This is a genomic window from Nonomuraea sp. IBHARD001, from assembly GCF_056106265.1.
Window position 1 is genome coordinate 4,117,028 of the sequence record NZ_JBWBBW010000002.1, and the last position, 13,985, is coordinate 4,131,012.

At 71.1% G+C, this 13,985-nt stretch carries 13 protein-coding genes; 7 read left to right on the plus strand and 6 right to left on the minus strand.

All coding sequences use genetic code 11. From position 1 onward, the window contains the following. Nucleotides 1–63: 63 nt before the first annotated feature. Together ACTWNK_RS20745 and ACTWNK_RS20750 are read left to right on the plus strand one after the other, a co-directional pair. Nucleotides 64–645: a TetR family transcriptional regulator gene (locus ACTWNK_RS20745; RefSeq protein WP_474306035.1), complete on the plus strand. Its 582-nt coding sequence runs from the start codon at nt 64–66 to the stop codon at nt 643–645. Nucleotides 646–833: 188 nt separating this feature from the next. Beyond that, on the plus strand, nt 834–2,021 hold the full coding sequence (locus ACTWNK_RS20750) for a cytochrome P450 (protein ID WP_474306036.1): 1,188 nt from the start codon (nt 834–836) through the stop codon (nt 2,019–2,021). A 61-nt stretch (nt 2,022–2,082) separates the two neighbouring features. Here ACTWNK_RS20750 and mctP read toward each other — a convergent pair whose 3' ends face one another. After that, entirely contained in the window at nt 2,083–3,678 is a 1,596-nt protein-coding gene (gene mctP / locus ACTWNK_RS20755; protein WP_474306037.1) for a monocarboxylate uptake permease MctP, read from the minus strand. Further along, the gene (locus tag ACTWNK_RS20760) at nt 3,675–3,890 is read right to left on the minus strand and encodes a DUF3311 domain-containing protein (protein ID WP_474306038.1); all 216 of its coding nucleotides are present in this window, start codon (nt 3,888–3,890) and stop codon (nt 3,675–3,677) included. Before ACTWNK_RS20760 ends, mctP begins: the two co-directional genes overlap by 4 nt. Nucleotides 3,891–4,032: 142 nt before the next feature. On the opposite strand from ACTWNK_RS20760, the gene ACTWNK_RS20765 reads away from it, so the two are divergent. Further along, the gene (locus ACTWNK_RS20765) at nt 4,033–4,944 is read left to right on the plus strand and encodes an SDR family oxidoreductase (protein WP_474306039.1); all 912 of its coding nucleotides are present in this window, start codon (nt 4,033–4,035) and stop codon (nt 4,942–4,944) included. On the opposite strand, the gene ACTWNK_RS20770 is transcribed toward ACTWNK_RS20765, so the two are convergent. Together ACTWNK_RS20770 and ACTWNK_RS20775 are read right to left on the minus strand one after the other, a co-directional pair. After that, nucleotides 4,935–5,912: a helix-turn-helix transcriptional regulator gene (locus tag ACTWNK_RS20770; protein ID WP_474306040.1), complete on the minus strand. Its 978-nt coding sequence runs from the start codon at nt 5,910–5,912 to the stop codon at nt 4,935–4,937. The genes ACTWNK_RS20765 and ACTWNK_RS20770 overlap by 10 nt on opposite strands. A gap of 1 nt (nt 5,913) precedes the next feature. Next, on the minus strand, nt 5,914–7,500 hold the full coding sequence (locus tag ACTWNK_RS20775; RefSeq protein ID WP_474306041.1) for a CocE/NonD family hydrolase: 1,587 nt from the start codon (nt 7,498–7,500) through the stop codon (nt 5,914–5,916). Between the two features lie 242 nt (nt 7,501–7,742). Here ACTWNK_RS20775 and ACTWNK_RS20780 point away from each other — a divergent pair, with 242 nt between their 5' ends. The 4 genes from ACTWNK_RS20780 to ACTWNK_RS20795 all read left to right on the plus strand — a co-directional run bounded on the left by ACTWNK_RS20780 (nt 7,743) and on the right by ACTWNK_RS20795 (nt 12,928). Continuing rightward, on the plus strand, nt 7,743–9,869 hold the full coding sequence (locus ACTWNK_RS20780; RefSeq protein WP_474306042.1) for an anthranilate synthase component I: 2,127 nt from the start codon (nt 7,743–7,745) through the stop codon (nt 9,867–9,869). A 136-nt stretch (nt 9,870–10,005) separates the two neighbouring features. Continuing rightward, entirely contained in the window at nt 10,006–11,151 is a 1,146-nt protein-coding gene (locus tag ACTWNK_RS20785; RefSeq protein ID WP_474306043.1) for an amidohydrolase family protein, read from the plus strand. 59 nt (nt 11,152–11,210) lie between these two features. Then, nucleotides 11,211–12,146 (plus strand): ABC transporter ATP-binding protein, encoded by a 936-nt coding sequence (locus tag ACTWNK_RS20790; RefSeq protein WP_474306044.1) that lies wholly within the window; start codon nt 11,211–11,213, stop codon nt 12,144–12,146. Then, a complete protein-coding gene (locus ACTWNK_RS20795) occupies nt 12,146–12,928 on the plus strand; it encodes an ABC transporter permease (RefSeq protein WP_474306045.1) in 783 nt (260 codons plus the stop codon). The genes ACTWNK_RS20790 and ACTWNK_RS20795 overlap by 1 nt, the downstream gene beginning before the upstream one ends. A gap of 44 nt (nt 12,929–12,972) precedes the next feature. On the opposite strand, the gene ACTWNK_RS20800 is transcribed toward ACTWNK_RS20795, so the two are convergent. Then, nucleotides 12,973–13,473: a MarR family winged helix-turn-helix transcriptional regulator gene (locus ACTWNK_RS20800; RefSeq protein WP_474306046.1), complete on the minus strand. Its 501-nt coding sequence runs from the start codon at nt 13,471–13,473 to the stop codon at nt 12,973–12,975. Further along, nucleotides 13,458–13,808: a DoxX family protein gene (locus ACTWNK_RS20805; RefSeq protein ID WP_474306047.1), complete on the minus strand. Its 351-nt coding sequence runs from the start codon at nt 13,806–13,808 to the stop codon at nt 13,458–13,460. Before ACTWNK_RS20805 ends, ACTWNK_RS20800 begins: the two co-directional genes overlap by 16 nt. Nucleotides 13,809–13,985: the final 177 nt, after the last annotated feature.

The following is a 13,985-nucleotide window of genomic DNA, read 5'->3' on the forward strand; positions in this document are numbered from 1 at the left end:
TACCCAGGAATGCCGCGCCCGGCGATGGCACGGCACGGATCGTGATCGTCCTATTCTGGCGGGGTGAGCGGAAGGGACCCCGATCGGCGCAGGGCGCTGCTCGACGCGGCCGACCGGGTCATCCTCAGGCAGGGGCCCGAGGCGTCGATGGCGTGCATCGCGGCCGAGGCGGGCGTCACCAAGCCGATCCTGTACCGGCACTTCGGCGATAAGAGCGGCCTGTACCAGGCGCTGGCCGATCGCCATGTGGGCTTCGTCGTCGGCGCGCTGCGCCCGCTGCTGGCGTCGGGCGGCGACGTGCGCTCCAGGGCGCGGGCCACGATCGAGGCCTATCTGGAGGCGATCTCCGCCCATCCCGGGCTGTATCGCTTCCTGTTCCACCGGGCGGGCGCCGAGGACGCCAGGATGCGTTCGCACATGACGGCGATCGTCAGGGATCTGGGGGAGGAGCTCGGCGCGCTGCTGGCCGCCGAGTGGGGCACGCCCGGCGCCCTGCGCGCCCAGATCCTCGGCCATGCCTTCGTCGGCCTGGTCCAGACGACGGGCGACTGGTGGCTGGACCACCCCGAGGTGCCCCGCGAGCGCGTCGTCGCCACCCTCACCGACACCATCGCCACCGCCCTGCACACGCCTGCGGGCCCCTGAGGGCGCGTGCCCGTCTCGGGCCTGACCTGCTCGAACCCCGATCGGCTCGCCGGGCATCGGCCGGAGGAAAAAACCGGGATAATTGCGGACTAGTAATGTCGCCGGACGCACAGCAGGGTCCGGGACGTGCTTGTATGTCCCTGTTTCGTAGTGTCAGCCAGCCCCTTGCCGATTAGAGGATCCGTTTCATGTCCGAATCATCGTTGCCGGTCGTGCAGTTCCTGCGCGAGGGGTTGGATCCGGTGGCCGAGCTGGGCCGCCTGCGTGCGGAGGAGCCGGTCAGCAAGCTCGACGTCCCCGGCGGCATCGTCGTCTGGCTCGTCACCCGCTACGACGACGTCCGTACCGTTCTGGGCGATCCCGCCAGCTTCATCAACGACTTCAAGAGCCTCGCCGGAGCGGGCAACCTGGCCGAGCCGGACCCGGGCGGCCTGGGCTTCACCGACCCGCCGCACCACACGCGGCTGCGCCGGATGCTCACCCCCGAGTTCACCATGCGCAGGCTGCGCCGCCTGGAGCCGCGCATCGAGGCGATCGTCAACGAGCGCCTGGACGCCATGGAGGCGGCGGGCTCGCCGGTGGACTTCCTGCAGGAGTTCGCCCTGCCGATCCCCTCGCTCGTGGTGTGCGAACTGCTCGGCGTCAAGTACGAGGAGCGCGCCGACTTCCTGCGCGCCAGCACCGACAGGTTCGACCTGTCAGGCGGCATCGAGGCGGCGCTCGGCGCGATCAACAACTCCCTCGACTACCTTGAGCCGATCATCGCCCGCGAGCGCAAGGAGCCGGGCGAGGGCCTGCTCGGCCAGCTCGTCCGCGAGCACGGCGACGAGATCACCGACCGCGAGCTGGCCGGCCTGGCCGACGGCCTGCTGACCGGCGGCCACGACACCTCCACCAGCATGCTCGCACTCGGCACGCTCCTGCTGCTGCAGAACCCCGACACCGCCAAGCTGGTGCGCGACGGCGACGAGCACATCGGCGCGGTCGTTGAGGAGCTGCTGCGCTATCTGACCGTCGTCCAGGTCGCCTTCCCGCGCTTCGCGATCGCCGAGGTCGAGGTCGGCGGCCAGAAGATCGCCCCCGGCGACATCGTGCTGTGCTCGCTGTCGGCCGCCGACCGCGACGAGGGGCTCGGTCGCGACATGGAGCGTTTCGACATCGAGCGCGACGCGGCCTTCTCGCACCTGGCCTTCGGGTACGGCATCCACCGCTGCGTCGGCGCCGAGCTGGCCAAGATGGAACTGCGCATCGCCTACCCCGCGCTGCTGCGCCGCTTCCCCTCGCTGCGCCTGGCCGTACCGGCCGAGCAGGTGCCGTTCAGGCCCGTCTCGATCGTGTACGGCGTGCAGTCCATGCCGGTCGCCTGGGACGCCTGAGCGCCGGGATCTCGCCTGGCCCGGCGGCCGCCCTCGGGCCGCCGGGCGAAGGGGCGCCTCCTCAGTGCGGAGCCGCCAGGTCGAGATCCTTGATCCGGGGGTCGCCCTCGTCGGCCGTGTAGTGGTCGGGCCTGGTCGCGTCCGGGCCCTCCGACAGCCGGGCCGCCCTGGCCACCAGCGTCACCACGACCGCCACCAGCAGGTTGGCCGCGAGCGCCAGCACCCCGGCGTAGATCGTCATCTTGGTGTCGAACCCGAGCAGCCCCAGCGGGAAGTGCGACCCGGCGAAGTGCGCCTTGCCGGTCACCGGGTTGGCGATGTTGTACAGCAGCCACATCCCCGAGCCCATGCCCGCCACCCACCCGGCGATCAGTCCGGCCTTGTGGAACCAGCGCGTGTACAGCCCGATCGCCACCGCCGGAAGCGTCTGCAGGATGATCACCCCGCCGATGAGCTGCAGATCGATGGAGAACCCGGTGTCGAGGAACAGGATGCAGGCCACCGCGCCGACCTTGACCAGCAGTGAGGTGATCTTGCTGACACGCGCCTCCTGGGCGTCGGTGGCCTCGCGGTTGAGGTACTCGCGGTAGATGTTGCGCGTGAACAGGTTGGCCGCCGCGATCGACATGATCGCCGCCGGGACCAGCGCGCCGATGCCGACGGCCGCATAGGCCACACCGGTGAACCAGTCGGGGAACATCTGGTCGAACAGCTGCGGCACGACCGTGTTGTTGTCCTTGCCGATCGGCGTCACACCCGCCGCGATGGCCATGTAGCCCAGCAGGGCGATGAGGCCGAGCAGCAGGCTGTAGGCGGGCAGCGCGGCCATGTTGCGTTTGATCACGTCACGGCTCCTGGCCGCGAGCACCCCGGTGACCGAATGCGGATACAGGAACAGCGCCATGGCAGACCCGAGGGCCAACGTGATGTAGGACAGCTGGTTGTTGGCGTTGAGCAGCAGTCCGTCCCCGGGGGCCGCGGTGGCGGCGAACTTCGCCTCGGCCTTGCCGAAGATCACCTCCCAGCCGCCCAGCTTGATCGGGATGACGATGATCGCCACGATGATCACGATGTAGATCAGCGTGTCCTTGACGAAGGCGATCAGCGCGGGCGCCCGCAGCCCCGACTGGTAGGTGTAGGCGGCCAGGATCGCGAACGCGATGACGATCGGCAGATGCCCCGTCACCCCCATCGACTTCAGCACCGCCTCGATGCCGACCAGCTGCAACGCGATGTACGGCATGGTCGCCACGATCCCGGTGACGGCCACCAGCAGCGCCAGCGTCGGCGAGCCGAACCTGGCCCTGACGAAGTCGGCGGGCGTGACGAACCCGTGCACGTGCGAGACCGACCACAACCTGACCAGCACCAGGAAAACCAGCGGATACACGATCACCGTGTACGGCACGGCGAAGAACCCCATCGCGCCCGCCCCGTAGAGCAGGGCGGGCACGGCGACGAAGGTGTAGGCGGTGTAGAGGTCGCCGCCGACCAGGAACCAGGTGATCCACGAGCCGAAGTTGCGCCCGCCCAGGCCCCACTCGTGCAGGCTGGCCAGGTCGTCGGGCCTGCGCCATCGGGCGGCGACGAAGCCCATGCCGCTGACCAGCAGGAACAGTGCGGTGAAGACGATGATCTCGGTGAGGTGTTCGCTCACGGGCGGTGCCTCCGCTTCGTCACCTGGTAGACGACGGTCGTGCACGCCACGCCCACGGCGATGAAGGCGAGCTGCAGCCAGTAGAACAGCGGGATGCCGAGCAGTTTCGGCTCCATGCCGTTGAACAGGAAGGGCAGCAGCGGGATGACGATGGGGACGAGCAGCAGCCAGTTCCACGGGCTGCTGTCAGACCGCTTCCGGGGGGTTGTCACCAGGTCAGCAAACCAGTCACGCCCAGCCTTGGGCCCGCGCCATTCGGTGAGCGGAAGAACTCGTGCGACGAATGGTCGCTCGGATGGAAAGCCCTGGAAAACATGACACAGGGTGTCCTGTTTCGACGGCACGCTGACCGTCATGGACAAGCCACTCAGCCAGAAGGTCGCCCTCGTCGCCGGAGCCACGCGCGGCACCGGCAGGGCCATCGCGGTCGCGCTCGGCGCGGCGGGCGCCACCGTTTACTGCACCGGCCGCACCACCCGGGCACAGCGCTCGGACCTGGACCGCGCCGAGACCATCGAGGACACCGCCGCCCTGATCGAGGCGGCCGGAGGGCACGGCGTCGCCGTACAGGTGGATCATTCCGTACCCGAGCAGGTCAAGGCGCTCGTCGAGCGGATCGACGGCGAGCAGGGGCGGCTCGACGTGCTCGTCAACGACGTGTGGGGCGGCGACCACCTGGCCCAGTGGGACACGCCGGTCTGGGCGCACTCGCTGCGCGACGGGCTGACCCTGCTGCACCGGGCGATCGACACCCATCTCATCACCACCCACTTCGCGGGCGCGCTGCTGACCAGGAAGCCGGGCGGGCTGCTGGTGGAGGTGAGCGACGGCACCTGGGAGTACAACAGCGCCAACTACCGGCTCAACGCCTACTACGACCTGGCCAAGATCTCGGTCAACCGGCTCGGCTTCAGCATGGCGCACGAGTTGCGCCCGCACGGCTGCGCGGCCGTGTGCCTGACGCCCGGCTGGCTGCGCTCGGAGATGATGCTCGACCACTACGGCGTCACCGAGGAGACCTGGCGCGAGGCCACCGTCGCCCAGCCGCACTTCGCCATCTCCGAGTCGCCCGCCTACACGGGAAGGGCCGTCGTCGCGCTGGCGAGCGACCCCGACGTCATGCGCTGGAGCGGGCAGTCGCTCTCCAGCGGCTCGCTGGCCCAGGTCTACGGCTTCACCGACGTCGACGGCAGCAGGCCCGACGCCTGGCGCTACCTGGTGGAGGTCGACCAGGAGGGACCGGCCGACACCACCGGCTACCGCTGATCGCCGGTGTAGAGGCGGTGCATGCGCTCGGCCGCTTCCGCCAGATGGGCGCGTAGCTCGGGCGGGCCGAGCACCTCGGCCTCCGGCCCGAAGCGCATGACCTGCGCGTAGGCGACGTGCACCGACTCCACCGCCAGCCGTACGACCGTCCAGCCCTCCTCGCGGCCGGCCGCGGGCTCGGCGGAGGCCACGGCGTCGGCCAGGGCGGCGGGGTCGGCCACGTGCCGCAGCATGCGCATGCCGGAGGGGCTCAGCAGCAGCCGCACGTGCGTGGTGAGCAGGGAACGCGCGAAGCTCTCGCCCTGCTCGCCCCAGAACGCCGCCAGGTCGAAACCGGGCTCGCGCTCGAAACGCCGCTCGCCGAGCACGGTGACCGGGCCGAACCTGTCCACGCGGTAGAGCAGGAAGCGCGGGCCCGAACGCCCGGCCAGGTACCAGGCGCCCGCCTTGAGCACCAGGCCGTAGGGCTCGATCAGGCGTTCGCGGCCCTTGTAGACGACCTCGACCGGATGGTCGCCCCACACCGCGCGCGCCAGGGGCGCCAGGCCCTCCGGCGGGGTGCGTCCGACGGCGAACCAGCCGGGGGCGTCCAGGTGGAAGCGCTGTGCGGCCGTCGCCGGGGCGTCGCGCAGGCCGGGTGCGAGTGCGGCCGACGCCTTGAGCCTGGCGGTCGCCGCCACCTCGCGCAGACCCATGTCGCGCAACGCCTCGGGCACGCCCGACAGGAACAGCGCCTCGGCCTCGGCCCGGTCCAGTCCGGTGAGCCTGGTGCGGTAGCCGTCGAGCAGCCGGTAGCCGCCGCCGCGCCCCCGGTCGGCGTAGACCGGCACCCCCGCCTCCGACAGGGCCAGCACGTCGCGGTGCACCGTGCGCTCCGACACCTCCAGCTCGCGGGCCAGCTCGCAGGCCGTCATCCCGCCCCTGGCCTGGAGCAGCAGCACCAGCGACATCAACCGGGCGGCCCGCACGTCAGCCCGCGACCGGGAGCGTCAGCGCCGAAGGCCGATCGGCGTCGTGGAAGACCTCGACATCGGCCGGGACCGAGGCCGCGCCCGCGCCCAGCGGCTCGCCGGTGCCGAGATTGCGGGCGATGGTGGGATAGGCCCCTCCGGCCACGTGCACCCGGATGCGGTGCCCGCGCCCGAACCGGTGTCCGGCCGGCCACATCTCCACCCGGACCCGGCGCACCCCGTCGGCGTCGGCGCCTTCGTGCGAAAGCCGCCGCACGCCCTCGCAGACGTTCACCGAGACGCCGTCCGGGCGCACGTCGCACAGCCTGACCACGACGTCCACGTGCGGCGTGCTGGAGCGCACCCACAGCTCGGCCGAAACGGGCCCGATCACCTCGACGTCGTCGCCGAGCGGCTGCCCGCTGTAGACCAGCACGTCACGCCTGGCCTCCAGGCGCCGCTGGTCGCGCGGCAGCGAGTTGCCCAGCAGGACGGGCCCGCTGATGACCGGCGTCGGATGGTCGGGATGGTAGCGGTAGGAGTCGGGCGGCGAATCGCCCGGCCGCTCGGGCGAGAGCCCGCCGCCCGCGCGCAGGTGCCAGCGCCGCTCGCGCACCCCGGGCACCGGCCAGTCGGGATAGTCTCGCCACTGCTCGGCCCCCGTCACGTACAACCGCACCGGCGACTCGCGCACCCCCGAGAAGTCGCCCAGCAGATGCGCCCTGAACCACGCCAGCGCCTCGGCGTTCGCCACCCGCCCGTGCCGCACGTCGACGTGGTACCACGGCCCGATCGTCAGGTACGGCCGCCGCCCCGCGGCCCGCAACGCCAGGTAGTCCTTCAGCTGCCACGGCAGGAACACGTCGTACCACCCGCCGAGCATCGTCACCGGCGCCGTCACCCCGCCCACACCGCAGGAGAAGTCACGCCGGTCCCAGTACGGCACCGCCGGGTCGGCGTGGTGGGCCAGCAGGTCCTGGTAGAAGGGCAGCGAGTGCCCGGCCGAGACCAGGTCGAGCCCGCGCACCGGCCCTTTGGTCAGCACCGCACGGCGCGTCCGGCGCGGCGCGGTGAACATCGCGGTCGAGCCGAACCTGCCGCCCATCGCCGCCGTCAGCGTCGTCCAGCTCAGCGCCGACTCCAGGGCGAAGGCCCCGCCCACATAGGCGGCGTCCCTGAACTGCGAGGCGCTGATCTGCACCGCCATCGCCGCCAGGTCGGGCCCCACGTCGGCCGCGATCGCCCACTGCGTGTAGCCGAGGTAGGAGGGGCCGTGCATGGCGAAGCGCCCGCCGTACCAGCTCTGGGCGCGTAGCCAGGCCACGGTGTCCATGCCGTCGTCGTGCTCGTCGCCGAGCGGGTCCAGGCTGCCGCCCGAGCCGAAACCGCCGCGGCAGCTCTGCAGCACGACGTCGAAGCCGTGCCTGGCGAACGCCCTGCCGTAGGCCAGGCCGAACAGCCCGCGCCTGCCGTAGGGCGAGCGGACGAGCACGGAGGGCGGCCGGTCGGCGCCCACGGGCTGGTAGCGGTCGGCGAGCAGGGTCACCCCGTCGCGCATGGGGACGGGCACGTCCCTGTGCACGCGTACCCGGTAGGTCGGTCGCATCCTTATACGAGTAACAGAGGCCGCGTGCGGGGGACAAGGCGGGGACGGCCGCGCGCCGTGTGGCGTTGCACTACGGCCCGCGACGCCGGTAATCTCTAGGCCATGCGAAACCGCTTGCGTCTTCAGTGGTGGCGCCGCTTCTAGGCGGCGCGATTTTTCGCATTTCCCACAGGGATGGCCGCCCCGGAAGGCGGCCTTTCTCATGTCCGCCCCGGGGCTCTTTGAGCTAGAGGGGCGACAAAGTGGAGACGAGCCGATATACCACCGCAGGGGGCGTGGGGGTTCAGCGGCAGGTTGGCGAGGTGTCCGAAGCGGCACTCGAGGAGATCGTGACCGCGCTCGGCGAGCGGAGGGGCGGCGCCTTCTCCTCCGGCATGGACTACCCGGGCCGCTACAGCCGATGGGCCTTCGGCTATGTCGACCCCTGCGTCGAACTCGTCGCCAGGGGCCGCACCATCTCGGCGCGCGCGCTCAACGAACGCGGCAGGGTCGTCCTGCCCGCCATCGCCTCCTGCCTGCTGGCGGCGGGCAAGCCGGTGGCCGAGCCCACCGAGGAACTCGTCGAGGTGCACGTCGCGGAGTCGGAGGACCTGCTGCCCGAGGAGCAGCGCAGCCGCAGGCCCACCGTGTTCACCGCGATCCGCGAGATCATCGCCGCGTTCGGCGCCGACGACCCGCACCTCGGCCTGTACGGCGCCTTCGGCTACGACCTGGCCTTCCAGTTCGAGCCCGTGCGCGAGCACCTCGTGCGCCCCGCCGACCAGCGCGACCTCGTCCTGCACCTGCCCGACAGGCTCGTCGTCATCGACCGCGTGCGCGAGACCAGCATCGAGGTGCGCTACGAGTTCACCGTCGACGGGCGCGGCACCGAAGGCCTGGCGCGCAGCGGCGAGAGCGTCGCCCTGCTCCCGGCCGGTGAGGTGCCCGCCGATCCGGTGCGCGGGCACTACGCCGAGGTCGTCGCCGCGGCCAAGGAGAAGTTCAAGCGCGGCGACCTGTTCGAGGTGGTGCCCGGCCAGGTCTTCCACGCGCCCTGTGCGGACCCGTCCGAGCTGTTTCGGCACCTGCGCGTCACCAATCCGGCTCCGTACGAGTTCATCCTCAACCTCGGCGAGGGCGAGCACCTGGTCGGCGCCTCGCCCGAGATGTTCGTCAGGGTCAGCGGCGACCGCGTCGAGACCTGCCCGATCTCCGGCACGATCGCACGCGGCAACAACCCGGTCGAGGACGCCGAGAACATCCGTACCCTCCTGTCCAGTGTGAAGGAGGAGTCGGAGCTGACCATGTGCACCGACGTCGACCGCAACGACAAGTCGCGCATCTGCGTGCCCGGCTCGGTGCAGGTCATCGGCCGCCGCCAGATCGAGATGTACTCCCGTCTCATCCACACCGTCGACCACGTCGAAGGCCGCCTGCGCCCCGAGTTCGACGCGCTCGACGCCTTCCTCACCCACATGTGGGCGGTCACCGTCACCGGCGCGCCCAAGTCCTGGGCCATGCAGTTCATCGAGGACCACGAGGCCACCACCCGCCGCTGGTACGGCGGCGCCGTCGGCTTCATCGGCTTCGACGGCTCCATGAACACCGGCCTGACGCTGCGCACCGCCCAGATCAGGAACGGCGTGGCCGCCGTCAGGGCGGGCGCCACCCTGCTGTTCGACAGCGACCCCGAGGCCGAGGAGCGCGAGACCGAGCTCAAGGCCAGCGCCCTGCTCGGCGCGCTCGCGGCCGTCGGCAACCCGGCGCCGCCCGCCGAGCCGGTCAAGGCCGAGCAGCCGGGCGCGGGCATGAAGGTCCTGCTCGTCGACCACGAGGACTCCTTCGTCAACACCCTCGCCGACTACTTCCGCCAGCAGGGCGCCGAGGTCACCACCCTGCGCCACGGCTTCCCGGCCGAGGTGATCGACTCCGTCGCCCCCGACCTGGTCGTGCTCTCACCCGGGCCCGGCTGGCCCTCCGACTTCGGCATGTCGGCGCTCATCGACCAGATCTACGCCCGCGACCTGCCGGTCTTCGGCGTGTGCCTCGGTCTGCAGGCGATGGTCGAGCACGCGGGCGGCACGCTGGAGCTGCTGGACTACCCCGAGCACGGCAAGCGCGGCCAGGTCGCCAGGCTCGGCGCGAGCTCGCTGCTCGACGGCCTGCCCGAGACGTTCACCGCGGCCCGCTACCACTCCCTGCACGCCAAGGAGCACGGCGTGAAGGGCTTCGCCGCGACCGCCCGCACGCCCGACGGCAATGTGATGGCGATCGAGGACGTCCAGCGGCGGCGCTACGCCGTGCAGTTCCATCCCGAGTCCATCCTCACCGTCGAGGGCGGCGCGGGCGCGAAGATCATCGCGAATGTGCTGAGGCTGGCGCGTAGGTAAAGCGCAGGTCGAATCGGCGGACTCGCGGGCCGGGCAGCACCTAGGCTTCCGGCAAGCCCTTCCACCTCCCGCGCACGGGCGCAGCCGCATGGGCCGGGCCCGTGCGCGGGACGGAAATCCCCGAGGTGACCTGACCATGCTCCCCCCTGACCTGCCGGACGCCGTACGCGAGGCGCTGCTCGCCCCGCTGGTCGACCACCACTGCCACGGGGTGCGCCGCGACGAGTTGTCGAGGGCGCGGTTCGAGCTGATGATCACCGAGGCGGCCACGCCCGCGCCGCCGGGCACCACCCACTTCGACACGCCCGTCGGCGCGGCCGTCAGGCGCTGGTGCGCGCCGGTCCTCGGCCTGGAGCCGCACGTGCCCGCGGCCGTCTACCTGGGCAGGCGGGCCGAGCTCGGCGCGGGCGAGGTCAACAGGCTGCTGCTGCAGGCCGCCGGGATCTCGCTCTTCCTCGTCGACACCGGCCTGGAGACGCCTGAGCTGCTCAGCCCGGCCGAGATGGGCAGGCACGGCGCCGCCGCGGCCGACGAGGTGGTCAGGATCGAGCAGATCGAGCACGAGGTGGCGGCCGAAGGCATCGGCGCGGTCGACTACATGGAGAGCCTGGCGATCGAGCTGGCGGCCAGGAGCTCGCGCGCCGTGGCGTACAAGACGATCATCGCCTATCGGCACGGCCTCGACTTCGACCCGGCCAGGCCCTCGCGCGGCTCGGTGATCGCCGCGGCCAACCGCCGCCTGTCCGATCCGAAGGAGCCGCTGCGCGACCCGATCCTGCTGCGTCACCTGCTGTGGAGCGCCGTCGACGTGGCCAGGGACAGGGGGCTGCCGATCCAGTTCCACACCGGGTTCGGCGATCCCGACCTCGATCTGTCCAGGGCCGACCCGGCCCAGATGACCGGCTTCATCCGGGCGGTGCAGCCGCTCGGCGTGCCGCTGGTGCTGCTGCACGGCTACCCCTTCCATCGGCAGGCCGCCTACCTGGCCGCGATGTTCCCGCACGTCTACATGGACGTGGGACTGGCGCTCACCTACACGGGCGCGGCGGCGGCGCGGGTGCTGGCCGAGACGCTGGAGCTGGTGCCGTGGCACAAGCAGCTGTTCAGCAGCGACTGCTACGGCGTCGCCGAGACGGCGCTGCTCGGCGCGCTGCACTTCAGGCGGGGCCTGGCCACGGTGCTGCGCGAGCGGCTGGCCGATGGCGACTGGAGCACGGCCGACGCCGTCCGCGTCGCGCACATGATCGGCTCGGGCAATGCCAGGCGGGTATACCGGCTGTGACCCGCCGAGGCGGGCCGGGTCTACCGGCGCGCGCTCGGGACCCGCGATAATCCCCCGCAATGAGTGCGATTGAGATCCGAAACCTGTCGAAGTCGTTCGGGCCGGTCAGAGCGGTCGACGACATCTCCTTCACTGTCGAGGCCGGGACGATCACCGGCTACCTGGGCCCCAACGGCGCGGGCAAGACCACGACGCTGCGCAGCCTGCTCGGCCTGGTCACCGCGGACTCCGGCACCGCCCTGGTGCACGGCACCCGCTATCCGGACCTGCGCGCGCCGCTCACCGAGGTGGGCGCCGTGCTGGAGGCCACCAACTTCCACCCCGGGCGCAGTGCGCTCAACCATCTGCGCATCATGTGCACGGCGGCCAGGCTGCCGGCCGAACGGGCCGCCGAGGCCCTGGAGCAGGTGGGCCTGGCCGACGTCGCGGGTAAGCGCGTGGGCGGCTTCTCCCTGGGCATGCGTCAGCGCCTGGCCCTGGCCGGTGCGCTGATCGGCCATCCGAAAGTATTCATCCTGGACGAACCCGCCAACGGCCTGGACCCGGCGGGCATCCAATGGCTGCGCGGTTTCCTGCGCCATCTGGCCCACGACCGGGGCGCCGCCGTACTGGTGTCCAGTCATGTGCTGTCGGAGGTCGAGCAGACGGTCGACGACGTGGTCATCATCGCCAAGGGCAAGCTGGTCAGGCAGGGCACGCTGGCCGAGCTGACCCGGGGCGAGGAGGCGCCGGTCCGGTTGCGCACGCCCGACGCGGGCGGCCTGGCGGGTGCGCTGGAGGCGGCGGGCGGCCGGGTCGAGCCCGGCGACGACGGCGTCGTGCGCGTGCGCGGCCTGGAACCCGAGCGGATCGGGCGGATCGTGCTGGAGCAGGGCGTGGTGCTGACCGAGATGGTCCGCGAGCACTCCGACCTCCAGGCGGTCTTCCTCGAACTCACCGGCGACGGCACGGCTTCACAGCAGGACCAGGCGCAGACGGGGGAGGTGCGGGGCTGATGGCGCTCATTCGCGCGGAACTGCAGAAGTTGTTCACCACCCGGCTGTGGTGGGCGATGTTGCTGGTGATGGTGCTCTACGTCGGGATGACGATGGGCTTCTTCGCGGCATTCGCCGGGCAGGCGCCCGGCAACGGCGCACCCGGCCTGCCCGGTCGCGACAGCCCGGAGTTCCAGCAGCTCATGTGGAGCTTCGGCACCGGCGGCGCGCTGTTCGTGATGATCCTCGGTGTGGTCATGATGACGTCGGAGTACCGCTACCAGACCATCACCGGCACCTTCCTGACCACGCCGAGGCGCGAGCGCGTCGTGGTGGCCAAGCTCGGCGCCGGGTTCCTGGTCGGGCTGCTGTTCGGGGTCGTGGCGCTGGTGCTGACGACCGCCGTCGTGGTGCCGGTCGCACTGGCGTCGGGAGGCGAGTTCAGCTTCACCGCCAACCACATCCCGCGCATCAGCCTGGGCGTGCTGGCCACGATGGGCCTGTACGCGTTGTTCGGCATCGGGCTCGGCGCCCTGGTACGCAACCAGATCGCGGCCGTCATCGGCGCCGTGGTGTGGGTGACGCTGATCGAGGCGATCGTCAACGCGGTGCCGCAGCTGCAGAGCGCGGTCGGCAAGTGGACGCCCGCGGGTGCGGGCAGCGCGCTGACCAGCACCGGCGTGGACGTGGGCCAGGGGGTCGACGTCCTGCCGCCGTGGGCGGGCGCCCTGGTCCTGGTCGGGTACGCGCTGCTGTTCGCGGGCGTGGCCTCGCTGACGACCCTGCGCCGGGACGTCACCTGAGGCGGGCGCACGAGCGGCCGGTCGTGAGGCAGGCGGGTCGTGCGTCAGGCAGGCGTCGGCGGGTGTTCCATGCAGGCGCCGAGCTTGGCGCCGACCGCCTGCATGGCCTCGCCGAACGCCGCCACCTGGGCGGGGGAGAGGTGGTCGAACAGCACCTCGCGCAGCGCCTTCACGTGGTCGGGCGCGATGGCCGCCACCAGCGCCCGGCCGCCGTCGGTGATCCGCGCGACGCTGGCCCGGCCGTCGGCCTCGTCGGGCCGCAGCTCCACGTAACCGCGCTCGACCAGCTTGCTGATGCGATGGCTCAGCCTGCTGATCGACACGTTGGAGGCGGCGGCGAGCTCGCTCAGCCTGCGCCCGTCCGGGCTGGCCGCGAGGCCGGTCAGCAGGCCGTACTCGATGTGGACCAGGCCGTGTGCCCTGAAGGTGCGCTCGACCTGCGGGATGCCGACCAGCATGACGGCCATGAGGCCGTGCCAGGCCCGCTGTTCGTCGTGGGTGAGCCCCTCGTCCAACGTCTTTCCGTCCTCTAGAAGCGCCCCCATGCGACGACGATCGTCATGGCCAGCAGCACCAGATTAGCCGCGATCGGCTCATTGCGCCGCCGGTGCACCAGCGCCGCGAGGACCATGGTGACGGCCAGCCCGACGGCCGCGATCGGCGTGAGGACGGGCGCGATGCCGGTGGCCCAGGGCAGGATCAGGCCGAGCCCGCCGAGCAGCTCCAGCACGCCGATGCCCCGCATCTGGGCCTGACTGAAGTCCTCGACGTACGGCAGGCGGTCCTTGAGCTTGTTCTTGTCGACGAGGGACTTCACCACACCGGCGCCGATGAAGACGACCGCGAGCAGGATCTGGAGCACCCAGAGGAAGACGTTCATAACTTGACCCTTCAAGTAAGTGGCGAGCCCGAGAGTAGCCACCAAAGCTTGAAGCGTCAAGTTGTTCGGCGACGGAGGGTCGCTTGCTCGTTTCTGCGCGAAACCGCCATCCTGCGAGCTTGACTGCGGTGATCAAATTGTGATTTGTCGGATGTCAAGACGAGGGTGATGATCAGG